Here is a 22,017-nt window from a genome sequence, read left to right as displayed (position 1 = left end):
AACTATCGCTTAGTAGCAATAATAAGGTAAAATAGTCGGTCCCACTGCAATAATACCTTAGTCTAAATGTAGCCCTTGGTCATAGTTATTATGACCAGGTTAAAAGCTATTACTTTAGGTAAACGTGGGGTTTAATTTCTGATTTTCAACCACGGGTCTACCAAATGTCTGTACAACACGTCCTAGTTTTAAATTGCGGCAGCTCAAGCCTAAAATTCGCAGTTATCGACGCCAGCAGCGGCGATGAACTGTTAAGTGGCTTAGCTGAGCGCCTTCATAACGACGACGCCTCCTTAAAGTATAAATTCGCCGGCAACAAAGAGCAAAACGCTTTACCCGCCGGTGCCGATCACAAAATCGCCATCGACACCCTAGTCACGCTGATCCACCAATATGATCTAGCTAAAGATTTAATCGCCGTTGGCCACCGTGTAGTGCACGGCGGTGAGCAGTTTACCGGCTCCCAGTTGATCACCCCGGACGTGCTTGACGCCATTACCCAGACCGCCCAATTAGCACCACTGCATAACCCTGCCAACCTGACCGGTATTCAGGCAGCGCAAGCAGCATTTCCTGAACTGGTGCAGGTGGCCGTGTTTGATACCGCTTTCCACCAAAGCATGCCAAAACACGCGTTTTTATATGCGCTCCCTTATTCTTTATATAAAGAACACGGTGTACGCCGTTACGGCTTCCATGGCACCAGCCATCATTATGTCTCAACCCAGGCCGTTGAGGCGCTCGGGTTAGCTGCGGACAATCATCGCTTGATCACCGCCCACCTGGGCAACGGTTGCTCTGTGTGCGCCATTAAAAATGGTGCCAGCGTCGATACCAGCATGGGCCTGACTCCGCTTGAAGGCGTGGTTATGGGTACTCGCAGCGGCGATATCGACCCGGGTTTATTCGACTTCCTTACCAGCCAGCTTGGGTACTCGGTCGCCGAGGTCAACACCATGTTGAATCAGCAAAGCGGCTTGCTAGGCATTAGCGAACTGTCCAATGACTGTCGCACCATAGAAGAAGCCTATTTAGAGGGGCATGAGCAGGCGACCTTGGCGCTGGATATCTTCTGCTATCGTCTGGCCAAGCAAATTGCCGCTTACCTAGTACCGTTAAATGGTTTAGATGCCCTCATCTTTACCGGCGGCATAGGTGAAAACTCAGATATTATTCGTGCCAAGGTACTTGCGCATCTGAGCTTCCTCGGTTGGCAAATTGACGAGCAACGCAACCTCGCCGCCCGTTTTGGCAAAAGTGGCGTGATCACCAGTGTTAACAGCCCACTGACCGCCATGGTGGTACCGACCAATGAAGAATGGATGATCTGTCAGGACGCTGCGCGTCTGGCTAAAGGAGCCTAAATCATGTCTAGACGTATTATGCTTATCCCTGTGTCCACCGGTGTGGGACTGACCTCGGTCTCTGTGGGTTTGGTACGGGCACTGGAGCAAAAAGCCCTGAAGGTCAACTTCTTCAAACCCATAGCCCAACCGCGCCGTGGTGAATGTGGCCCGGAAAAGTCCACCGCCATAGTTAAAATTGGTTCTAGCATTAATCCGCCCGAGCCTATTTCCCTCGCCTATGCAGAAAAAATGATCGGCGATGGCCATGGTAACACCTTGCTCGAAGAAATCGTTGAGCGCTTTGAAAGTGGTATAAATGACGATGAAATCACCATTATCGAAGGCATGGTACCAACCCGTAACCAGCCCTATGCCGGGCGTGTTAACCGTGAAATTGCACAGACTCTGGGCGCCGATATCGTTTTTGTGCTGACCCCGAGCAACGACACGGTGGAAGAGCTTGAAGACAAGTTGGAAATCGCCGCCGGCAACTATGGGGGCATTGCCCACCCACGAGTCTTGGGCTGTATTTTTAACAAGGTTAATGCCCCGCTTGATGAGCAAGGCCGTGCCCGGGCCGACCTGGTGGAGCAGTTCAATCCGGATTTACTGGATAACGAAGTGAACCGCCTGGCGTCTATGCCGCTATTTCGCAAGCATCCGTTCCAACTCCTTGGCACCATCCCTTGGGATTTTGAGCTGGTAGCGCCTCGTGTTATTGACCTAGCCAACTACCTGGATGCCCGCATTATCCACCAGGGCGATCTGCTGCACCGTCGTCTTCGCCGGGTAACCTTCTGTGCGCGCACCGTGTCTAACCTGCTCAACCATATCACTCCCGGTGTGCTGCTGGTGACACCGGGCGATCGCTCCGATGTGTTAGTCGCTGGCTGCCTGTCGGCCATGAACGGTACCAAGATAGGCGCCATCTTACTGACTGGCGGAATTAACCCAGAGCCGCGCATTATGGAGCTCTGCCACCAGGCCATGGAGCAAACCGGATTGCCTATTCTTGCTACTGAGCACGATACCTGGCGCACTTCCTTGCTGCTGCACAACTTCAACTTAGAAGTCCCCTGTGATGATGAGCAGCGAGTCGATAAGGTAAAGTCACACCAGGCCACCTTTATCGACTCCGACTGGCTTGATAGCCTGGCGCAGCAATCGCAAAAAACCCGTAAGCTGTCGCCTCCGGCATTTCGTTATTTGTTAACAGACAAGGCCCGTCGCGCCGATAAAACCATAGTGCTGCCAGAGGGCGAAGAGCCGCGCACCATAAAAGCGGCGGCGATTTGTGGCGAGCGTGGCATTGCCAATACCGTGTTACTAGGCGACCCAGCGGAGATCACCCGCATAGCCGAACAACAAGGGGTTGAGCTAAATGAGCGCATGCATCTTGTCGACCCGGAGCAGATCCGTCGCGACTATGTGGCGCCCATGGTGGAGCTGCGTAAGAGCAAGGGTCTGACCGAAGTGGTAGCCGAAGAAATGCTAAAGGACAATGTGGTGCTGGGCACCATGATGTTAGCCCAAGGCCAGGTAGATGGATTGGTATCAGGCGCTGTTAACACCACGGCCAATACCATTCGCCCGCCACTGCAGTTGATCAAAACCGCGCCGGGCTCGTCCCTGGTTTCATCTGTCTTCTTTATGTTGCTACCGGATCAGGTGCTGGTATATGGGGACTGCGCTATTAACCCAGATCCAACCGCCGCCCAATTGGCGGACATTGCCATTCAATCCGCCGACTCTGCCAGCGCTTTTGGTATTGAGCCTCGGGTGGCGATGATCAGCTATAGTACAGGCAGTTCAGGCGCCGGTGCCGATGTTGAAAAGGTACGCGAAGCCACTGAGCTGGCTAAGCAAAAGCGCCCTGATCTGATCATCGACGGGCCGCTGCAATACGATGCTGCGATCATGGAGAATGTGGCCCGTAAAAAGGCGCCGAACAGTCCGGTCGCCGGTCAGGCAACCGTGTTTATCTTCCCTGATTTGAACACGGGCAACACCACCTATAAGGCGGTACAACGTAGTGCCGATTTGGTCAGCATAGGGCCTATGCTGCAGGGCATGCGTAAACCGGTCAACGATCTTAGCCGCGGTGCCTTGGTGGATGATATTGTCTACACCATAGCCCTGACCGCAATTCAGGCGGATCAGGCCGAAGCCTAATTGCTCGCTTATGTTAGCCACATAATCACAAGGGTGCACCTTCGGGGGCACCCTGTTTATTTCGTTATTAGCAACAACCAACCGGGTGTTGATCAATAAACAACCAAACAAGATAATTTAAACAATTTCAAATAGATACAACTTACCGACCACCCTACCCCCAAACTTATCCACAGCAATTGTGAGCAACTTGCATTGGATTAAATTGCCCTTATTGGGTATAACTTGTACTTAACCCAAGGGGAACGGTATGGCCAAACAAACGCTTCAATTACTCCCACATGAATTTACCATTCACAGCTTCGACAGCTCCGCTGCCATCCCCAGTATTATTTTTCAAAGCGAGGTCTACTTTGTTGGTAAAACCGCCGAAGAGCTGTCCATCGTCTGTATCAGTGATATCGCGCTTGATAGTCTGGAACAGGAGCCAGGTTGGGTGGCACTTGAGGTACTGGGGCCACTGGGCTTTTCCCTTACCGGCATCTTATCAAATATCTCCGGGGTTCTGGCCCGGGCGAATATCTCCATCTTTGCCATTTCCACCTTTGATACGGATTACATCCTGGTTAAAGGCATAGAGGCTAAAAACGCCGTGAACTCGTTAAAAAAAGAAGGTTATAACGTACGTTCATAAAACATAGGCGCTGCGAAGAAATTGCTTATTTCGACCTGCGGCAGTTTAAATCTGCGCCCTTGGCCGCTATCATGATCATTAATCTCGCGCCGTCGCCGCTGATTTGCTCTTGCTATCAACAGGTTGCGGCCAATGAATCCTTACTCTTTATCGGCAACTAAAGCTACAGACAGATTATGACCACTATTATGTACGGTATCAGCAACTGCGATACCATTAAAAAAGCAAAAAAACATTTAGAAAATAATAATGTAGATTACCAATTCCATGACTACCGCAAACAGGGCCTGGATTTAGCGCTACTTACTGAACTTGAAGCCCTGTTCGGCTGGGAAGCCATGGTTAATAAACGCGGCACCACTTACCGCCAGCTCAGCGACGAGCAAAAGCAGCAGCTGGATAAGGAACTGGCCATGACCTTGATGCTGGAATCACCTGCCTTAATCAAACGCCCAATTCTGCGCACCGACGAGCATCATTTAATTGGCTTTAAGGCGGCGGAATACGACGCCATTTTTGCATAGGAAAGACTATGAGCGCAGTCATTGACTTGGCTAAAGACTTGATCCGCCGTCCTTCGGTAACCCCAAAAGACGAAGGCTGTCAGCATGTTATCGCCGAGCGTCTGGCAAAAATAGGCTTTACCAACGAGCCTATGTTTTTCATCGATACCCTTAACACCTGGTCGCGCAAGGGTCAGGGCAAGCCCAATGTGTGCTTTGCCGGCCATACCGATGTAGTGCCCGTGGGCGATGAAAAAAAATGGCGCTTTGAGCCATTTGCCGCCACCGAGCATGAGGGCTATTTGCATGGTCGCGGCGCCGCCGACATGAAGGGCTCCCTTGCCGCCATGGTGGTGGCGACCGAGCGTTTTGTTGCCAAGCATCCCGAACATAAGGGATCAATTTCCTTTTTGATCACCTCGGATGAAGAAGGCCCCTTTATCAACGGCACCACAAGGGTGATTGACACCCTGGAAGCGCGCAACGAGAAAATCGATATGTGCATTGTCGGCGAGCCCTCTTCCACCGACAAGCTCGGCGATGTAGTTAAAAATGGCCGCCGTGGCTCACTCACCGCGTATTTGACCGTTAAGGGTAAACAAGGTCATGTCGCCTATCCTCATCTGGCCGATAACCCGGTGCACCAGGCCAGTGGCTTTTTACAGGCCCTGTGTCAGGAAAAATGGGATAAGGGCAACGAATTTTTCCCTGCCACCAGCATGCAAATTTCCAATATCAATGCCGGTACGGGCGCGGGGAATGTGATCCCTGGCGAGCTGGAGGTACAATTTAACTTTCGCTATAGCACAGAATTGACCGCCGAGCAGATTAAATCCCGCGTAGTGGCCCTGCTAGGTGAGCATAAGGTTAATTACGACCTCGATTGGACGCACAACGGCCAACCCTTTATCACCGAGCCCGGCGAGTTAACCGCAGCGGTACAAGGTGCCATTGAAGAGCAAATGGGCTATCAGGCCGAGCTGCAAACCAGTGGCGGCACCTCAGATGGCCGCTTTATTGCTCCCACAGGTGCTAAAGTGATTGAACTAGGCCCGCGTAACGCCACCATTCATCAGGTCGATGAATGTGTCAGTTGTGATGACCTGGAAAAACTGGCGCTGATCTACGAAGGGATCCTAAGGCGGCTGCTCACATGAGGCTCGCCTTGTGCGCCACCGGGCGCAGTGAAGAACACTTGTGTGACTGGCAAGGCCATAGCCTCAACCGGGAAGCACTGGCAGACTTCCAGCGCCTGCAACAAGGCGCTCAAGCCGATGGCATTGACTTGCGTATCGCCTCGGCGTTTCGCTCCTTTTCCCGCCAGGCGATGATTTGGAATAACAAGTATCTGGGAGTGCGCCCCGTTTTTGATGCCCAGCAGCAAGTGGTTGACCTGACTAGCCTGTCACCATTGGATCGCCTGCATGCCATTATGCTTTACTCGGCGCTGCCGGGTGCCAGCCGCCATCACTTCGGCAGTGATTTCGATGTCTGGGACCCAAGTGTGGTAGCCGAGGATTATCAATTGCAGCTAAGCCCGGATGAGTATGCCGACACCGGCCCCTTTGCCAACCTTAACCTCTGGCTAAGGGAGCATCTGCAGAAGTTTGGCTTTTATCGCCCCTATCTAAAATATCAGGGCGGTGTTGCCGCCGAGCCCTGGCATATCAGCCATATAGCCAGTGCCGAGACATTACAAAACTGGCAACACCCGGGCACCATAGCCGATGCGCTGATTGAATCTGAGGTGGCAGGGAAAGAAGTGATGATTGCTCACCTTGATGAGCTCTATGAACGCTACGTACTTACACTCTGCGACCCAGAATAAAGACTTCATAAATAGCAAAAAGCAGCGCCAGTGTGCTGCTTTTCTTAAATTCTAGCTTTCTACTCTTGGTTATAACGCTCAAAGAAGCGACCTAAGCGCTGCATCGCCGGTTCCAACTCATCCTTATGAGGCAGAAATACAACACGGAAGTGATCCGGCTCCGGCCAGTTAAAACCGCGGCCATGCACCAAGAGGATTTTTTCCTGTCTCAGCAGATCAAGCACCATGGTTTCATCATTGGTGATATTAAAGCGCTTGGTATCCACCTTGGCAAAGGCATAAAGCGCGCCCTGTGGCTTCACACAACTAACTCCCTGAATATCGTTCAATCCCTTCCAGGCAATATTGCGCTGCTCGTATAAACGACCGCCGGGTTCGATTAGCGCATCGATGGACTGCACCCCACCCAAAGCCTGTTGCACCGCGTATTGGGCCGGCACATTGGCACATAAACGCATGGAGGCCAGCATGTCTAAGCCCTGAATCAGATCGCTCATGCGCTGCGTGGGTCCGCTCAATACCATCCAGCCGATGCGCAGGCCAGCGGCGCGATAGGTTTTCGCCAAGCCGTTAAAGGTGATCACAGGTACATCGTCGCACAAGGAGGCGATGGAACTATGATTGGTTCCGTCATAAAGAATCTTTTCGTAAATCTCATCGCTCAATAACAGTAAATTATGTTCGCGAGCCAAAGTGATTAACTCAAGCAAGAGGTCGTTGCTGTACACAGCACCGGTTGGGTTATTCGGGTTAATAAGCACCAGGGCCTTGGTTCTGGAGGTGATTTTGCTGCGAATATCCTCGATATCCGGGAACCAGTCCTGCTGCTCGTCACAGCGATAATGCACCGCCTTACCGCCGGCCAGGGTGACACAAGCGCTCCACAGGGGATAATCCGGCGCCGGGATGAGGATTTCATCGTCATTATTCACCAGTGCCTGGGTGACCATTTGGATAAGCTCACTGACACCATTGCCGATAAAAATATTGTCTATGCTGAGGTTATGCAAACCGCGCTGTTGATAGTGCTGATAAACCGCCACTCGCGCCGAATACAGACCCTTGGAGTCGCAATAGCCCTGCGCCGAGCTGAGGTTGCGGATAATATCTTTAAGCATGTCTTCGGGCATATCAAAGCCGAAGGCCGCAGGATTACCGATGTTAAGCTTAAGTACCTTTTGCCCTTCATCTTCCATGGCCTTGGCTGCAGCCAACACGGGTCCACGAATATCGTAGCAAACCCCATGTAACTTCTGACTTTTTAATATTTCTGACATGCCTTCCCCCTTATGATTATTACCGTTAGATTATCGGCACAAGAGGGAAATAGCTATATGCGAAATGCCCTTATCTATGAATTAATTTCAATTTGTTGTTGCCACTGTTTGATCAGCACAATACTTTGCTCTATGACACTGGGAAGCGCATCGATTTGCGCCTGTAATGCTTGATGGTCACCCTGGCTCAAACCATGCTCTATGAGGCGCGCCGTATCCGCCAAGGTGACGGCGCCAAATTGGGCGGCGTTGGATTTTAAACTATGGATATTGCGAATGGCATCGCTTTGCTCACTGCCCAGCGCTTCTTGAAAGGCACTATGTAGGCGGCTGAATTCACTGAAACAAAATACTAAGATCTCATCGAAATGCTCGCCGAGTAAATCATGCATCGCCATCAAGGCCGATTCATCAATTTTTATATCCATACTGCCTTTTCCTTTGGTCTTCAGTGTCCAGCCCGAGGATAGCAAATGCGCAACTTGGAGCAAATAGCTAAAACCAGTACAATAACGCCATATATCAGTAAAACCCTCTGTCACTATGGCTCGCCTTCTTTGTTCTCACTGTCATTACCCACCCAGCAGCTGTGTTTGCCCCTTTGTCACCAAGGTAAACAACCGCATTAAGCTTTGGGTTTTACAACATCCTCATGAACAAAAGCAGGCCAAAAGCACCACCCCCTTGTTGCAACTAGGTTTGACCAATATGCAGCTGTGTGTGGGCGAGCACCCTGAGGATTTTTCCGAAGTGCGCGCCATTGCCGATAAAGCCTGTGCGCTCTTATATCCCACTGACACAGCGGAGCCGGTGGAGCAATGCACCGCCCCCATTGAGCATATTATTGTCCTCGATGGCACCTGGAGTAAGGTGCATAGGTTATGGCAACAAAACCCTTGGCTGCATAAGCTGAAGGCGCTGAGTTTTGCCCAGGTTCCTGCCAATCGCTACCATATTCGCAAGGCCAACCGTGAGCAAAGCCTGTCAACGCTTGAGGCCAGCGCCTATTGTTTGGCGCAATTAGAAGGGCTCGACACTCACCCCTTGCTGCACTTGCTTGATGGTTTTATCACCATGCAAACCAAGCAGATGCCCGCCGCCGTTAAGCAGCGTTATCAAAAATGACCTCGTCGCTTATGGACCACAAGTACCGCCGTGGTCCGGATTATCGCTTTGGCGTGGATGTGGATTTCTGTGAAGTACGTACCACCTTTGGCCTGCGTGCCATCAGTGTGGGGCGCTGGGTCAATAACGAAGAGCGCCAAAGAGCGGCGAACCTGGTTTATGATGCCTTAGCGGATCTCACCCAAATACTGGCCGTTCCCCCGCAAGTCATTGGCCTGCGTCAAACCTTAACCCTGGCCTTTGCTCAGGGCGGCCGCCTTGGGGTCCAAGCCCACTACCAAAGCAGCACCCGCACCCTGGCCTTGGCGAAAAACGCCGGCAGTGGCGCCTTTGCCCATGAATGGTGGCATGCGTTTGATCATTACATCAGTCGTTTTTTATTTACCGGGCCAACATCCCAGCGTGCGTTTGCCAGCAAACTCTGGCTGACCCGGGATGACTATAATCCACACCGGCTTAATCAACCCCTGTTACAGCTCTTAGAGCACATCCTGTTAAACGAGCAGCGCACAGATAGCTCCGCCTATTTAAAGCGCTGTGCTCTACTTGATGCCAGTGCCGGTCAATATTACCTGGCCATGCCAGAAGAGCTGAGCGCTCGCGCATTTGAGCACTATGTGCAAAATGCCGAGATAAAAAACCAGTATTTGGTCAGTGGTACCAAGCAGGGGGAGTTGGCAAAGCTGGGCGCTTACCCTAATGAGGAGGAGGCGGCAAAGCTGGCGCCGTGTTTTCGGGAATATTTTGCGCTTTTAGGGCAATCGCTCGGATAAAAATAAACCGCCCCGAAGATCAGGGCGGTATACATAGTAAAGGTAAAGACCTAAGCTTTAGGCTGACTTATTGCTGGCCTTCATCGCCAATGCGACTTGCCAGGGCACTGTTTTGCCCCTTGTATTTGGCATCGGCGCGAGCGTTATAGGGCTTTTCCGCCGGGCTTGAAAGGGTTTCAAAGCTCAGCGCACCGATTTTCATATTCGGGCGCAGCGCCAGTGGCAGCTTGCCGGAATTATAGAACTCAAGCACGATATTGCCGCTCCAGCCCGGGTCGATGCGGTGCGCGGTCACATGCACCATCAAACCCAAACGGGCCAATGACGAGCGACCGTCGAGCCAGCCGACGATATCAGCCGGCAAGGTCACAGATTCATAGGTAATGGCCAAGGCCAGCTCGCCCGGGTGCAGGAAAAACGCATCGCCCTCTTTGATGACGATTTCATCGCTCATAATGGACTCCATCGCCGCGTTAAGCTGCTCTTTAGGGCCGCTTAAGTCTACATACGGCGCGCAGTGATCCTGAAACACGCGAAATTTATTACCCAAACGCAAATCGACGCTGACGCCTGAGATCATCTGCTCGTCGGGCTGCGGAGTGATCACGATGCGCTGAGCGTTTAGGTATTCTTTTATATGGGTATCTGATAAACGCATGGTTAGTCGTCCGTTATAATAATGTCTACGCCCTGCTGAGCGCCTTGTTGATAATAAAGCTGACTGGCGCATAGGCGCGCCGCCGCGGCAAAATAGGCAGCCATATCCTGATAGTCGTCGCTCAGGTCACCGCCTTGTTCGGAGCACTGACGAATTTCCATCGCCAGCGGTAATTGCGCCAAAATAGGCACGCCATAGCGCTGGGATAGCTGTAGCGCACCATCGACACCGAAAATATGGCTCGACTCGCCACAATGGGGGCATTGGAATTGACTCATGTTTTCCATCAAACCAATAATGGGCACGCTCACTTTATTGAACATGGCCACCCCTTTTTTCGCGTCGGCCAGGGCTAAATCCTGGGGTGTGGTGATGATCACAGCTCCCGATGCCGGTACCTTTTGCGACATGGTCAGCTGAATATCGCCGGTACCCGGTGGCATATCGACAATCAGATAATCCAGCTCGCCCCACTGGGTCTCATTCAACAGTTGTACCAGGGCCTGGGATGCCATTGGCCCGCGCCATACGGTGGCATCGTCCGGGTCCACTAAAAAGCCGATAGACTGGGCCTTGAGACCATGGGCTTCCATGGGCAGCAGGGTTTTCTCATCTTTGGCCTGAGGTTTCTGACCTTGCAGACCCAGCAATAAGGGAATAGAAGGACCATAAATATCGGCGTCAAGGATGCCGACTCGGGCACCTTCATGGCGCAGTGCCATGGCCAAATTGACGGCACAGGTTGATTTACCCACACCACCTTTGCCGGAGGCCACCATAATAATGTGTTTAATGTTGGCAAAACGCGGTTTTTCCGGCAACTGCACTTCAATGTCCACCTGTATCTGGCGGCTCAATTGCTCGCTTAGAAAAGCACCGAGTTCCGGCGCTTCCTGGGCACAGGCGAAGGGCATAACAAGCCTGCATAAACCTTGCTCACTGCTGGCCTGTACCGCGGTCTCTGGCACCCCTACGGGAAAGGCGGCGCTACGATAGCGACCCAGATGTTGTCTATATTCTTCCTGCCATTGTGAACCCCGGCGTTTTGAAAACAAAGAGGGTTTTTTACCTGAGCCTAATCCAAACATAGTAACTGCATAAATAATTAAAGAAGCGTAATGAAATGTGCCGCCAAATTATGTAACATTCAGGGCATTAACACCAGTCTATTCACCCTAGGCAACGAAACTTCATCGCGCTACAGCGCCTTGAGTCGATGATCTGGGTGAGCCTATCTGAGATGGAATAAGCACCTTATGGCAAAGAGAAAAATTCTCATTACAAGCGCCCTGCCTTATGCAAACGGTCCTACACACCTGGGCCACATGCTTGAGTACATTCAAACCGATATTTGGGCTCGCTTTCAAAAGTCCCAAGGACATGAAACCTATTATGTGTGTGCGGACGATGCCCACGGCACGCCGATCATGCTTAACGCACAGAAGCAAGGGATCAGCCCTGAGGAAATGGTTGCCAAGGTTAGCGTTGAACGCCAACGTGACTTTGCCGATTTTAATATCGAGTTTGATAACTACCACAGCACCCACTCGGATGAGAATAAGGCGCTAAGCGAACTTATTTATAACCGCCTTAACGACGGTGGCTATATTAAAAAGCGCACCATCTCGCAGTTGTTCGACCCGGAAAAGCAAATCTTCCTACCGGATCGCTTCGTAACCGGCACCTGTCCAAGCTGTGATGCAGAAGACCAAAACGGCGACAGCTGTGATGTCTGTGGCGCCACCTACTCGCCGACCGAACTAAAATCACCACGCTCTGCGATGTCAGGCGCCACCCCAGTGCTGCGCGACTCGGAGCATTATTTCTTCGACCTGCCTGCCTTTGAAGGCATGCTTAAAGGCTGGCTGCACTCGGGCAGTATTCAAGAAGAAATGGCCAACAAGCTAGACGAGTGGTTTGCCGATGGCCTGCAGCAGTGGGATATCAGCCGCGACGCCCCTTATTTTGGTTTTGAAATTCCAGGTGCTCCGGGTAAATACTTCTATGTGTGGTTGGATGCCCCTATCGGCTATATGGCCAGCTTTAAAAACCTGTGTGATAAAAACGGTATCGACTTTGATGCCTTTTGGCGCGAAGATTCCGACGCTGAGCTGTATCACTTTATCGGTAAAGACATTATTTACTTCCACAGCCTGTTTTGGCCGGCCATGCTTGAAGGCGCCGGTTTTAGAAAGCCGACCAATGTCTTCGCCCATGGTTTTGTAACCGTCAATGGCGCCAAGATGTCTAAGTCAAAAGGCACCTTTATTAAGGCTCGTACTTACCTGGATCATCTCGACCCTGAATACTTGCGTTATTACTTTGCCGCGAAACTAAGCGGTGGCATTACCGATTTGGATTTAAACCTGGAAGATTTCGCCCAGCGCGTTAACTCAGATCTTGTCGGTAAGGTGGTCAATATCGCCAGCCGCTGTGCCGGTTTTATCACTAAAAAGTTCGATGGCAAGCTAAGTGACACCAATGCCGAGCCGGCCCTGTTGGCCGAGTTTGCGGCGGCCAAAGACACCATCGCCGAGCACTATGAAAACCGTGAATTTGGTCGTGCGGTACGCACCATTATGGCTCTGGCCGATAAAGCCAATCAATACATAGATGCGCAAGCGCCTTGGGTTCTGGCTAAAAGCGAAGACACCGCGCAGCAAGCCCATGAGGTATGCAGCGTTGGCTTAAATCTGTTCCGTATCCTGATGACTTATTTGCGCCCAATTTTACCGGGCATGGCCGCCAATGTTAGCGACTTCTTAAACGATGAGCTGGCATGGGGTGGTGTCGATAAGCCGCTATTGGGTCAGCCTATCAACAAATTTAAAGCGCTGATGCAGCGTGTTGAAATGGATAAGGTTAATACCATGGTTGATGAATCGAAAGAAAGCCTGGCGCCACAAAGCCAAGCACTAGAGCAAGTAGCCGACAACGGCGAGTTGAAAAAAGATCCGCTGGCGGATGAGATCGAGTTTGATGACTTTGCCAAGGTAGACCTGCGCGTAGCCCTCATCGCCAATGCCGAGCATGTTGAAGGTGCCGATAAGCTGCTTAAGCTCACCCTGGATCTGGGTGGTCAGCAACGTCAGGTATTTTCCGGCATTAAATCTGCGTACAGCCCAGAGCAGCTGATTGGCAAACTAACTGTGATGGTTGCCAACCTGAAGCCGCGTAAGATGCGCTTTGGTCTTTCTGAAGGCATGGTGCTTGCGGCAGGCCCTGGCAAGGATGAAATCTATCTGCTGGAACCTCATGACGGCGCCAAGCCAGGTATGCGAGTGATGTAAACTCCTCACCAGTCAGTGCAAGATTAAAGGCCAGCATAATGCTGGCCTTTTCTATTTATGCACCAAGATCACCTTGCCTATATTAGCGTTTTGCGCCAAACGCTGATGGGCTTGATCCGCATCCCTCCAAGGGTAAACCGAGTCGATCACAGGCGTTAACTCACCACTGAGCATGCCCGCTTCGCACCTTTGATGCAGCTCCTTAGCCAAAACCGTTTTATACTCGCTGCTGCGATTACGCAAGGTAGAGCCGATTATGGATGCACGCTTTTGTAATACCCTGGCGATATCCAATTGTTGACAATAACGCCCGCCGAGCATGGCTAAAATGACGATTTTGCCGTCCTGAGCCAAAACCTTAAGATTGGCATTAAGATAGTCACCGGCAACCGGATCTATCACCAAGTCGGCATTCAAACCCTCGGCGCGCATTTGTTCCCACCAATCGTTTTGACGATAGTTTATCGCCACATCAGCACCAAGTTGCAAGCAAGCCTGGCGTTTTTGCTCATTACCCACAGTGACCACCACCTTGCCACCAAAATACTTGGCCAACTTGATCGCAGCAGTGCCAACGCCACTGGCGCCACCATGAACCAAGAGGGTGTGCCCGGCGCCGAACCCAGGATACTGGCGCAGAGCATCATAGGCGGTTAAAAACACCTCACAGAAGCCCGCCCCTTCCAAGGCGCTAAAATTAGAAGGAAGCGTCAGACAGTGACCCTGATCCACGGCCACAAACTGACCATAACCGCCGCCAGCACAAAGCGCCATCACCTGTTGACCCAGCCATTTATTGTCGGCTCCTTCACCTAGGGCGACCACTTCACCACACACTTCTAAGCCTAAAGTGGGGCTGTCCCCGGGAGGTGGCGGATAATGACCCTGACGCTGCAATAAATCGGCGCGATTAACGCCCGCAGCACGCACTTTTATCAGTAATTGCTCTTTTTTTGCCTGAACCCTTGCTGACTCAACTATAACTAGCTGTTTATTTTCATTTAAATCAATTGTTAGCATTGTGTAATACCAAATTGTCGTAGTATGATTGAGGTAGTACCTGTTAGGATAGAACTACAACTAAAATAGTAATTATGAGCCGCTGCTGAGAAATTAACTAGAATATTTTTATTAGAATTTCTGCTCAGCCGCAGTTTTAATGCTATCCTAAAAAATCTGCTGGGAGGATAGATTGATGACTCAATATAATGAAATTAAAACCGTTTGTGATGAGTTACATCGCGCCGGTACGCCAATCACACTGGAAGTTTTATTACAACGTGTTAACGGAGAACGCTCTAGCGTGCTTGAACATTACCGCCAATGGCGCAGCGAAGACCGCTCCGCTCGTCCACAAGATACAGAGCAGCCAGCCAAGGTAAGCGATATGGAAGTTGAGTTTTCAGAACAATTTGTGCAAGCCTTCAGGGCACAGTCTCAGGCTTTTGCCAATGCCCAGCTCGCCCCGGTACAGGCACGGCTAGAAGAAATGGTTCAGGCCGAGCAACTCGCGGTGCAAAGCCTGGATAACTTGCAGCAGCAATATCAGAAACTATCCCAGCAAAATGAAGAATTAAATGACAAGATTGCCGCTCGTCAGGAGCAAATTGATACGCAAGCTGCCGAATTAGAGCAGCATAAAAATCAATTGGCCGGCGTTGAACAGCAACTTGAAGAAGCCCAGTCAGAAAACGAACAAAAAATTGCGACTCTGAAACAGCGTATCGATAACTTCGATAATGATTATGCGGCCCTAGCCCAGGAGCGTGATGAATTACTGCAGCAACGTGACGAGCTTGCGCATAAGCACAACCAGCTAGAGCAGGAAAAATCTGATATCGACGTGCAAATCGAACGTTTGCAACAGCAGTTAGAAGAGCAACAGCCTTTAGTTGAGCGCATGAAGACTGAAAACAGCATGCTCAAAGAGCAAAGCGCCATTGCCGCCAAGCACCAAGAGAGCCAGCGCGAAGACATTCGTCAGCTGCGTGAGCAAAACAAGGCGCAAACTCAAGAGCTGCAAGAACTTAAAGAAACCCATACACAAGCACAGCAGGACAATGAAAAACTGCATGAGCAGGTGCGTTTCTTAAAGAATAACTCGGCGTCCACCATTGAACGTTTGACCGCCAGTAACGACCAATTCCAGCAAAAGATCAAAGAGCTTGAAGATCGCCTAGCGAATAAAGACTCTGAAGCTCAGGGGATTATTGATGAGAATAAACGCCTAGGCGAACAAATCACCTTCTTGAAGCAAAATTCAACTTCAACGCTGGAGCGCTTGTCTAAAAGTGCGACCCTGGCGCAAAGCCGTCTTAGCGAGTTGGAATCAAGCCTGGCTGAAACCCATGCCGAGCTTGAGCGTTTGCGTTCGGAGGACGACGAAGAAGCAAAAAAGTACATGGGTGATGGCATGAGCTCAGCCCAAAGAGCATAAAGACTAAGGCGCCGAGTAGGCGCCTTTTAACTAATTATGCCCTCTGCCATCACCACAACTTTTCTCCCCTTACTTCCTTTTTCTGCTATTCCAAGCAGCGGCGAATAATCACTATCAGCAATGAAAATACCTTAAGCCGTTGCTGTGGTTAGCTTTATTCCAGCAGCTAGGATAGAGTATTAGGTACCTCTATTTTTTTGTGTCTATAGCATGAACTTACGTCAGGTCGATCTCAATCTGTTGGTGTATTTGCATATCCTTATCGAGGAGCGCAGCGTCTCTGCGGCAGCAAACCGGCTGGCACTGACACAAAGTGCCATGAGTAACGCCCTGAAACGGCTGCGCGATCTGTTTGGCGACCCTTTATTGGTTCGCAGTGGCAGCGTCATGATGTGCACCGAAAAAGCCCTGGCGTTGCAGCCCCAGTTAGAACACTTTCTGACCCTGGCGCAGGCTATCACCACACAAGAACAAGACTTTGACCCAAGCAGCAGCGAACATACCTTTCGCATTATGGCCAATGAGTTTTTGGTGGCTTCCTTGCTCGTGCCCTTTATTAGCGAGGTGCTCAGTGCCTATCAGGGCATTAATATCGACCTCATTAACCCCAGCGATGTCACCCTCAGTGAGCTTGAGCATGGTCAGGTCGATATCGCCATCGATCGCTTTACCCGTATGCCCGCCTCATTTCATCAGGCCACCCTGTGGCGGGATAACTATTGCTGCCTGAGTGCACAGCAGCACCCGCTGCAACAACGTCTGGATCTTGAAACCTATCTGGCCAGCCCGCATGTCTGGCTTAACCGCAGCGGTTTTGGTCCAGAGCCGATGATAAAAAACCGCGAGCCGCAAAAATTAGGCTGGGTTGATCAAGCCCTGGTGCAACTGGGCGAGCGTCGCAATATTCGCGTCTACGCCCGCCATCACAGCCTGATCCCCTCACTCTGTGCTAACTCGCAGCTAATAGCCACCCTGCCGAGACGCTTAGCGGAGCATATTATCGCCACCAGCAACGCGCCTTTGGCCCTGTGCGCCGTACCCTTCCCCATAGTCCCCATTGGCGTATCCATGCTCTGGAGCCCATTAGTGCACCATAGCCCGGCCCATATTTGGCTAAGACAACAATTGCAGCGGTACACCTAAGACTCAAACAGATAATTTACAGCATCAATACCAAAAATCGATATCATCCATTTCATTAATAGAGTGTTTGGCCCTAAGGTAAATATATAGCAACAACAAGCCGATGGAGGCACCCATGCTAAGACGCCAATACAAACACTACGACTGCATTCATATTAATACCGAATTAGATCTATTTATTCGCACTCAGCTGCAAGCCTGTGCTTCGCCCATGAACCTTGAAGAATTTTATCAAGCCTTGGCACAGCTTAACGATGAGTTTGGTGGCCGCTGCCGCGCCTGTGGCGACAACAGTGTGACCTTGGATGCGCTACGCGAGCACTACCCGAATGCCGCCAGTGTCAACAGCACACAAGCGGATATTCTTGATGAAAACAACTGCCCCATTCCGGTCTCCATGCTTTTTATCCTGCTTGATGAACTTGGTCTGGCACCGCGATTAGGCAGCAAGGACGCCGCCCGCATACGTGCTCGCCAATTGCTCCAAGGTGCGATTGCCGCTTAACAAAAACAACCAAGGCTTTGTTTAGCATGGCAAGGCCTTAATTATGGCGGCGATCACCTCTTTTGTGGGTACGCCCTGCTCGAGACTACTGCGCGTATCAAGTTGAAACAGCTGTTCATGGCTGGCAACCACCTCAGTTAAAGCGGCAAACAGGCTTGATGCCGCCACGTCCAACTGCAAGTGCTCTAACATCAAGACCGCCGCCCAAACACTGGCACAGGGATTGGCCAGGCCGCTACCGGCAATACGCCGAAACGGCCCGTGACTGGGCTCAAACAAGGCCAGCTCCTGGTTGCAATTGACGCTCGGGATGATCCCCACGCCACCGACCAGGGACGCAGCTAAATCGGCGATAAGATCTCCTGCCAGGTTATTGCACACCATCACATCAAAACTGCCAGCCTGCTGCGGCAGCCGCTGCATCACCTGATCCAACATCATCTGCTCAACCTGTATCTCAGTGCCATCGGCACCGGGCAAAAGATAGTGCTGCTGACAATCACTTACTGTCAGTTGATAATCTTTACGCAGGTAATCGAGCGCCCAGCGTTGGAATTGGCCTTCGGTGAGCTGCCAGGCATTACTTTTATGCACCAAGGTGATTTTTTTTCGCCGCTGGCTAATGGCATAATCGGCGGCTTGTTTTATCAGCCGCTCGGTGGCCGCTTGTGAGCAGTTTTTAATGGCCAGAGCGCAGTTATCGACAAAGCGTAGCCTATGGTAGCCAAGCTCCTGCTCCAATACCTCAATCAAACGTGCGGCATCCGGGCTATTGGCTGCCAGCTCGATACTGGCAAAGCTATCTTCACTGCATTCGCGAAAAACCACCAAATCTATGCCGTCGGGATTTTTGAGCGGCGAAGGTAAACCGGGTAAGGCCTTGATCACCCGCATATTGCAAAACAGATCCAGCTCTTCACGCAGGGCAATGTTAAGCGAGCGAAAACCACCGCCAATGGCACTACTCATGGGCCCTTTCAATGCTACCTTAAGGTCACGCAGCGCTGATATGGTGGCCTGTGGGAACCATTCACCATCCCCCTCTCGGGCCGCCTGCTCGCCAAGTAATAACGGCTGCCAGCTAATTATCTTTCTGCCGTCATAACAGCGCTCGAGTACAAGATCCACTAACCCTCGTACCAAGGGCATCACATCGGGGCCTATGCCATCACCATCTATATAGGCGACCGCTAAACTTTGCTGCTGGGTCATAAGGGCGCTCCTGGTCACTTTTTTTTAAGTTATACCAAGGTCTTAGTTACTTGGCTAATTTCAGGCTAGCGTATTGATTATTCATCATATTAATAGCCAGGAAGGAGATTATAGCTGGGCCTAACATTTACATTTTTATATATATTTCATGGGTCTAAAATTATAGCGGTGCTAGACTCAAAAGGTTGATTAGTATTAGCGGTAACTTGTATGCGGTATCTAAGACATGGTTTACAACAAGCTTTTCGGCAGCGACCTGGGCAACGTCTAACCCTGGGGATCGCCCTGCTTCTTTCCAGCACAGCTTACGGGATAAACGGCAACAGCATTACCTGGCTCACCCTGGATTTCGAACCCTACTATATTTTCAATGGCACCAATGTCGGCCAAGGGCGCGATGAACAAGTGATCCACTTACTACAACAGCAGTTGCCGGAGTATGACTTTAAATATATGGCCATCCCCAGCAGCCATTTATTGACCGAGCTGCGCCATAAGCAAAGCACCTATTGTTTATTATCCCTGTATAAAACCGAGCAACGACGCTCTGAATTACACTTTAGCGAACAGTATTCCACCATAGGTTTATCACCGGCTCTGGTGATGCACAAAGAAGTGGCACAAAAACTGGGCTTAACCCCGGGCGCACCTCAGTCTCTGACCCATTTGCTGAGCGAGCATCATCTGCGTTTAGGCCTGCCCATGGGACGCTCCTACGGCAATGAGCTGGATACTGTGATAGGCCAGGTGCCTAAATCCCAGTTAACAACTCGACCCGGGCGCGATGTGCTTGCCAGCCTCACCTATATGCTGGCCAAAAAACGTCTCGATATCTTGCTAAGTTATCCCAGCGAATTTCAATATCTAAGCGAGAAAATGGGTTTAGATGAGCAACTCAGTATTTTCCCTATCAGCGAGGCACCGGCCCTAAGCTATGGCTATATCGCCTGCAGTAACAATGAATTAGGAAAACAACAGTTAAAAGTATTGGCACCGGCACTGCAGCAGGTGGTGGCAAGCGATACCTACAAGGATGTGATGTTGCAATGGTTGCCCACGGCATTAAGACCACGCCTACAACAAGCGCTGTAGGCGTGTGAGAAAGAAGGTTATTGACGCACGCCTTCGATAGACAGTTCAATTTCCACATGGGTCGAGGCCGGCCCCAGGTCTTGCTCTATGCCATAATCGGCTAGGGCAAAGCGTGTGTGGCCGCTAAAGCCGGCGCGATAGCCACCCCAAGGATCTTTACCTTCTCCCACCTTGGTTACATCAAAGCTGATAGGTTTTGTCACGCCATTTAGGGTGAATTCACCGCTTACCTTGGCATTATCAGCATCAGTAAACTCAATATTGGTGCTAGTAAAGGTGGCCGTTGGGTGTTTTTTCACATTGAGGAAATCACCGCTGCGCAAATGTTTATCACGCTCGGCATGATTTGAGTCGATACTAGCGGTGTCGATCACCACCTTGATTTTGGACTCATTCGGCTTTTGCGCATCATAGCTGAAGTCGCCAGAAAAAGTGTTAAAGCGGCCATGTAACCAGCTATAGCCAAGATGTTGAATTTTGAAATTCACAAAAGCATGGGCACCTTGGGTATCGATAACATAATCCGCCGCGCTGGCAGCACCACTGGCGGCCATCATGGCTGCAGCCAGAGTTAGTTTAGTTAGAGCTTTATTCACATTAATCTCCTTTTTTCGCTTTCAACATACGCACTAGGGTATGATCGCGATTAATAAAATGGTGTTTAAGGGCCGCCAAGGCATGTAAACCAGCAAGAATAACCAGGCTCCAGGCTGCGTATTCGTGCACCATGCCAGCAATATCTTCTTGGTTGTCAACAAACTCCCCTAGCGAAGGAACGCTAAACAAGGAAAAAACCTCAATACCGCGGCCATCTGCCGTAGATATAAGATAGCCAGAAATAAGTATCACCACCAATATCAGGTACAAAATGATATGCACCCAGTGAGCAAAACGATTTTGCCATATTAAGCTGCGGTCCACCGGCTGAGGTCGCGCCTGAGTTAAACGCCAGACCAAACGCAGCACCAACAGCATTGCTAAGGTCAGGCCTATGCTTTTATGCAAATCAACCGACCCTTTATACCAGCTGTCGTAATAGCTTAACTCGACCATATACAGGCCTAAGCCAAAAAGCCCAAAGACGGCGATGGCCATCAACCAATGCAAGGCAATGTGCATCCAGCCATAACCATGCTCAGTATTATTCAACATACTTCTTACTCCTTAGGGTCTGTTGACCTTTGTTGTTCGTTTCTGCAGCAGTTTGTAGTGTATTTATACAAGGCGGCACATGTGTGGTGTAGTTATTCTACATAAACATGTAACAACACAGTAGAAATGCGCTACAAGCGCTGCCCTACGGGTTCATCTAAACGCATCCTGCTCTGTGTTGCTCGCTATGTACATAGCGTGCTATGCATCATAACGATCGTCGTGATCAGAATGCGTTTAGATCGAACATAAAGTAAACCGCAAAGATAAACAGACCCTATTACTCTAGCTTATCCCAGCCATTGCCTTGTGAACATGGCGCCTAGGCACCATGCACTGTGCGTATATGCACAATTACAAACTTAGTTGAAACAGCCAGTCCTCGACCTCGACACCGTCAATACAATAGCCATTGCGGGCGCTGGCGAGCTGAGTAAAGCCGCATTTAAGCAACAGTGCTCGCGACGCCAGATTGCCTGCAGTAACCGTAGCCCGATATTGTGCAATTGCAAAACGCCGCTCGCCATAGGTCAGTAAGGCTTGTAATGACTCCTGGCCATAACCCCGGCCTTGATACTCGGGCAAGAGTAAAAAACCCAGCTCGGCGCTGTGCTCGCCTTGAGGTAAAAAGCCGGTTACTCCTATCTCCTTGCCGTTTTCGTTAAGTATCGCCCAGGCCCGCCAACTATCAGCCTTTGCCCCTGATGCCAGCCGGGCGTCAAAGCGCTCTCTGATCTGCGTGATTTGCGGGAGGTCGGCGACATAGCGCATCACTTCTTGATTTTGATGAAGCGCTACAAACAGCGGCCAATGCGCTTGGCGTAAGGGTTGGTGTATCAGTCTTGACGATTCAAAAGAATCTAGCTGCAT

Annotated in this window: 22 protein-coding genes; 13 read left to right on the top strand and 9 right to left on the bottom strand. The window is 50.7% G+C overall.

Features of this window, described 5'->3' with window-relative positions; translation table 11 throughout:
* The first annotated feature begins 164 nt into the window (after positions 1–164).
* The 6 genes from C2M24_RS05180 to C2M24_RS05155 all read left to right on the top strand — a co-directional run bounded on the left by C2M24_RS05180 (position 165) and on the right by C2M24_RS05155 (position 6,483).
* On the top strand, positions 165–1,364 hold the full coding sequence (locus tag C2M24_RS05180) for an acetate kinase (protein ID WP_105213543.1): 1,200 nt from the start codon (positions 165–167) through the stop codon (positions 1,362–1,364).
* A gap of 3 nt (positions 1,365–1,367) precedes the next feature.
* Entirely contained in the window at positions 1,368–3,518 is a 2,151-nt protein-coding gene (gene pta / locus C2M24_RS05175) for a phosphate acetyltransferase (protein WP_105199809.1), read from the top strand.
* Between the two features lie 250 nt (positions 3,519–3,768).
* The gene (locus C2M24_RS05170; protein WP_105199808.1) at positions 3,769–4,152 is read left to right on the top strand and encodes an ACT domain-containing protein; all 384 of its coding nucleotides are present in this window, start codon (positions 3,769–3,771) and stop codon (positions 4,150–4,152) included.
* A gap of 176 nt (positions 4,153–4,328) precedes the next feature.
* The gene (locus C2M24_RS05165) at positions 4,329–4,676 is read left to right on the top strand and encodes an ArsC family reductase (RefSeq protein ID WP_105213542.1); all 348 of its coding nucleotides are present in this window, start codon (positions 4,329–4,331) and stop codon (positions 4,674–4,676) included.
* An 8-nt stretch (positions 4,677–4,684) separates the two neighbouring features.
* On the top strand, positions 4,685–5,812 hold the full coding sequence (dapE, locus tag C2M24_RS05160) for a succinyl-diaminopimelate desuccinylase (RefSeq protein WP_105213541.1): 1,128 nt from the start codon (positions 4,685–4,687) through the stop codon (positions 5,810–5,812).
* Positions 5,809–6,483: a M15 family metallopeptidase gene (locus C2M24_RS05155; protein ID WP_105213540.1), complete on the top strand. Its 675-nt coding sequence runs from the start codon at positions 5,809–5,811 to the stop codon at positions 6,481–6,483. The genes dapE and C2M24_RS05155 overlap by 4 nt, the downstream gene beginning before the upstream one ends.
* A 59-nt stretch (positions 6,484–6,542) precedes the next feature.
* Here C2M24_RS05155 and C2M24_RS05150 read toward each other — a convergent pair whose 3' ends face one another.
* Positions 6,543–7,760, bottom strand: a complete 1,218-nt coding sequence (locus C2M24_RS05150) for a pyridoxal phosphate-dependent aminotransferase (protein ID WP_105213539.1) — start codon at positions 7,758–7,760, stop codon at positions 6,543–6,545.
* Positions 7,761–7,834: 74 nt separating this feature from the next.
* Positions 7,835–8,188, bottom strand: coding sequence for an Hpt domain-containing protein (locus C2M24_RS05145; protein WP_105213538.1), 354 nt, complete (start codon positions 8,186–8,188; stop codon positions 7,835–7,837).
* 115 nt (positions 8,189–8,303) lie between these two features.
* Here C2M24_RS05145 and C2M24_RS05140 point away from each other — a divergent pair, with 115 nt between their 5' ends.
* Together C2M24_RS05140 and C2M24_RS05135 are read left to right on the top strand one after the other, a co-directional pair.
* On the top strand, positions 8,304–8,885 hold the full coding sequence (locus C2M24_RS05140) for a tRNA-uridine aminocarboxypropyltransferase (protein WP_105213537.1): 582 nt from the start codon (positions 8,304–8,306) through the stop codon (positions 8,883–8,885).
* Complete coding sequence (locus C2M24_RS05135) at positions 8,882–9,658, top strand: CLCA_X family protein (RefSeq protein WP_105213536.1); 777 nt, start codon at positions 8,882–8,884, stop codon at positions 9,656–9,658. Before C2M24_RS05140 ends, C2M24_RS05135 begins: the two co-directional genes overlap by 4 nt.
* Before the next feature lie 67 nt (positions 9,659–9,725).
* Here C2M24_RS05135 and dcd read toward each other — a convergent pair whose 3' ends face one another.
* Together dcd and apbC are read right to left on the bottom strand one after the other, a co-directional pair.
* A complete protein-coding gene (gene dcd, locus C2M24_RS05130; protein ID WP_105213535.1) occupies positions 9,726–10,316 on the bottom strand; it encodes a dCTP deaminase in 591 nt (196 codons plus the stop codon).
* Between the two features lie 2 nt (positions 10,317–10,318).
* Positions 10,319–11,404, bottom strand: a complete 1,086-nt coding sequence (apbC, locus tag C2M24_RS05125) for an iron-sulfur cluster carrier protein ApbC (RefSeq protein WP_105213534.1) — start codon at positions 11,402–11,404, stop codon at positions 10,319–10,321.
* Between the two features lie 168 nt (positions 11,405–11,572).
* Here apbC and metG point away from each other — a divergent pair, with 168 nt between their 5' ends.
* Positions 11,573–13,606, top strand: coding sequence for a methionine--tRNA ligase (gene metG, locus C2M24_RS05120; RefSeq protein WP_105213533.1), 2,034 nt, complete (start codon positions 11,573–11,575; stop codon positions 13,604–13,606).
* 51 nt (positions 13,607–13,657) lie between these two features.
* Here the strand turns inward: metG and C2M24_RS05115 are convergent, their stop codons facing one another.
* Positions 13,658–14,626: an NAD(P)H-quinone oxidoreductase gene (locus tag C2M24_RS05115; protein ID WP_105213532.1), complete on the bottom strand. Its 969-nt coding sequence runs from the start codon at positions 14,624–14,626 to the stop codon at positions 13,658–13,660.
* Positions 14,627–14,801: 175 nt separating this feature from the next.
* Here C2M24_RS05115 and C2M24_RS05110 point away from each other — a divergent pair, with 175 nt between their 5' ends.
* The 3 genes from C2M24_RS05110 to C2M24_RS05100 all read left to right on the top strand — a co-directional run bounded on the left by C2M24_RS05110 (position 14,802) and on the right by C2M24_RS05100 (position 17,691).
* Entirely contained in the window at positions 14,802–16,043 is a 1,242-nt protein-coding gene (locus tag C2M24_RS05110; RefSeq protein WP_105213531.1) for a DNA-binding protein, read from the top strand.
* A gap of 210 nt (positions 16,044–16,253) precedes the next feature.
* Entirely contained in the window at positions 16,254–17,186 is a 933-nt protein-coding gene (locus C2M24_RS05105; protein WP_105213530.1) for a LysR family transcriptional regulator, read from the top strand.
* A gap of 115 nt (positions 17,187–17,301) precedes the next feature.
* Positions 17,302–17,691: a hypothetical protein gene (locus C2M24_RS05100; RefSeq protein WP_105213529.1), complete on the top strand. Its 390-nt coding sequence runs from the start codon at positions 17,302–17,304 to the stop codon at positions 17,689–17,691.
* 21 nt (positions 17,692–17,712) lie between these two features.
* Here the strand turns inward: C2M24_RS05100 and C2M24_RS05095 are convergent, their stop codons facing one another.
* The gene (locus tag C2M24_RS05095; RefSeq protein WP_105213528.1) at positions 17,713–18,903 is read right to left on the bottom strand and encodes an isocitrate/isopropylmalate family dehydrogenase; all 1,191 of its coding nucleotides are present in this window, start codon (positions 18,901–18,903) and stop codon (positions 17,713–17,715) included.
* A 210-nt stretch (positions 18,904–19,113) separates the two neighbouring features.
* On the opposite strand from C2M24_RS05095, the gene C2M24_RS05090 reads away from it, so the two are divergent.
* Positions 19,114–19,995, top strand: a complete 882-nt coding sequence (locus C2M24_RS05090) for a TIGR02285 family protein (RefSeq protein ID WP_105213527.1) — start codon at positions 19,114–19,116, stop codon at positions 19,993–19,995.
* 17 nt (positions 19,996–20,012) lie between these two features.
* Here the strand turns inward: C2M24_RS05090 and C2M24_RS05085 are convergent, their stop codons facing one another.
* The 3 genes from C2M24_RS05085 to C2M24_RS05075 all read right to left on the bottom strand — a co-directional run bounded on the left by C2M24_RS05085 (position 20,013) and on the right by C2M24_RS05075 (position 22,017).
* Entirely contained in the window at positions 20,013–20,591 is a 579-nt protein-coding gene (locus C2M24_RS05085; RefSeq protein WP_267894362.1) for a YceI family protein, read from the bottom strand.
* Position 20,592: 1 nt separating this feature from the next.
* Positions 20,593–21,147 (bottom strand): cytochrome b, encoded by a 555-nt coding sequence (locus C2M24_RS05080; protein WP_105199792.1) that lies wholly within the window; start codon positions 21,145–21,147, stop codon positions 20,593–20,595.
* A 354-nt stretch (positions 21,148–21,501) separates the two neighbouring features.
* Positions 21,502–22,017 (bottom strand): GNAT family N-acetyltransferase, encoded by a 516-nt coding sequence (locus C2M24_RS05075; RefSeq protein ID WP_158683693.1) that lies wholly within the window; start codon positions 22,015–22,017, stop codon positions 21,502–21,504.

This window comes from Pseudoalteromonas sp. T1lg22, assembly GCF_002964645.1.
Classification (GTDB): Bacteria; Pseudomonadota; Gammaproteobacteria; order Enterobacterales; family Alteromonadaceae; genus Pseudoalteromonas.
The sequence above is the reverse complement of the archived record's forward strand: the minus strand, read 5'-3'. Positions and strand labels throughout refer to the sequence as shown.

Bases quoted from the DNA above. Each gene is read 5' to 3' on its own strand.
- C2M24_RS05180 (WP_105213543.1), top strand. From the start codon at position 165: ATGTCTGTACAACACGTCCTAGTTTTAAATTGCGGCAGCTCAAGCCTA.
- pta (WP_105199809.1), top strand. From the start codon at position 1,368: ATGTCTAGACGTATTATGCTTATCCCTGTGTCCACCGGTGTGGGACTG.
- C2M24_RS05170 (WP_105199808.1), top strand. From the start codon at position 3,769: ATGGCCAAACAAACGCTTCAATTACTCCCACATGAATTTACCATTCAC.
- C2M24_RS05165 (WP_105213542.1), top strand. From the start codon at position 4,329: ATGACCACTATTATGTACGGTATCAGCAACTGCGATACCATTAAAAAA.
- dapE (WP_105213541.1), top strand. From the start codon at position 4,685: ATGAGCGCAGTCATTGACTTGGCTAAAGACTTGATCCGCCGTCCTTCG.
- C2M24_RS05155 (WP_105213540.1), top strand. From the start codon at position 5,809: ATGAGGCTCGCCTTGTGCGCCACCGGGCGCAGTGAAGAACACTTGTGT.
- C2M24_RS05150 (WP_105213539.1), bottom strand. From the start codon at position 7,760: ATGTCAGAAATATTAAAAAGTCAGAAGTTACATGGGGTTTGCTACGAT.
- C2M24_RS05145 (WP_105213538.1), bottom strand. From the start codon at position 8,188: ATGGATATAAAAATTGATGAATCGGCCTTGATGGCGATGCATGATTTA.
- C2M24_RS05140 (WP_105213537.1), top strand. From the start codon at position 8,304: ATGGCTCGCCTTCTTTGTTCTCACTGTCATTACCCACCCAGCAGCTGT.
- C2M24_RS05135 (WP_105213536.1), top strand. From the start codon at position 8,882: ATGACCTCGTCGCTTATGGACCACAAGTACCGCCGTGGTCCGGATTAT.
- dcd (WP_105213535.1), bottom strand. From the start codon at position 10,316: ATGCGTTTATCAGATACCCATATAAAAGAATACCTAAACGCTCAGCGC.
- apbC (WP_105213534.1), bottom strand. From the start codon at position 11,404: ATGTTTGGATTAGGCTCAGGTAAAAAACCCTCTTTGTTTTCAAAACGC.
- metG (WP_105213533.1), top strand. From the start codon at position 11,573: ATGGCAAAGAGAAAAATTCTCATTACAAGCGCCCTGCCTTATGCAAAC.
- C2M24_RS05115 (WP_105213532.1), bottom strand. From the start codon at position 14,626: ATGCTAACAATTGATTTAAATGAAAATAAACAGCTAGTTATAGTTGAG.
- C2M24_RS05110 (WP_105213531.1), top strand. From the start codon at position 14,802: ATGACTCAATATAATGAAATTAAAACCGTTTGTGATGAGTTACATCGC.
- C2M24_RS05105 (WP_105213530.1), top strand. From the start codon at position 16,254: ATGAACTTACGTCAGGTCGATCTCAATCTGTTGGTGTATTTGCATATC.
- C2M24_RS05100 (WP_105213529.1), top strand. From the start codon at position 17,302: ATGCTAAGACGCCAATACAAACACTACGACTGCATTCATATTAATACC.
- C2M24_RS05095 (WP_105213528.1), bottom strand. From the start codon at position 18,903: ATGACCCAGCAGCAAAGTTTAGCGGTCGCCTATATAGATGGTGATGGC.
- C2M24_RS05090 (WP_105213527.1), top strand. From the start codon at position 19,114: ATGCGGTATCTAAGACATGGTTTACAACAAGCTTTTCGGCAGCGACCT.
- C2M24_RS05080 (WP_105199792.1), bottom strand. From the start codon at position 21,147: ATGTTGAATAATACTGAGCATGGTTATGGCTGGATGCACATTGCCTTG.
- C2M24_RS05075 (WP_158683693.1), bottom strand. From the start codon at position 22,017: ATGCAGCTAGATTCTTTTGAATCGTCAAGACTGATACACCAACCCTTA.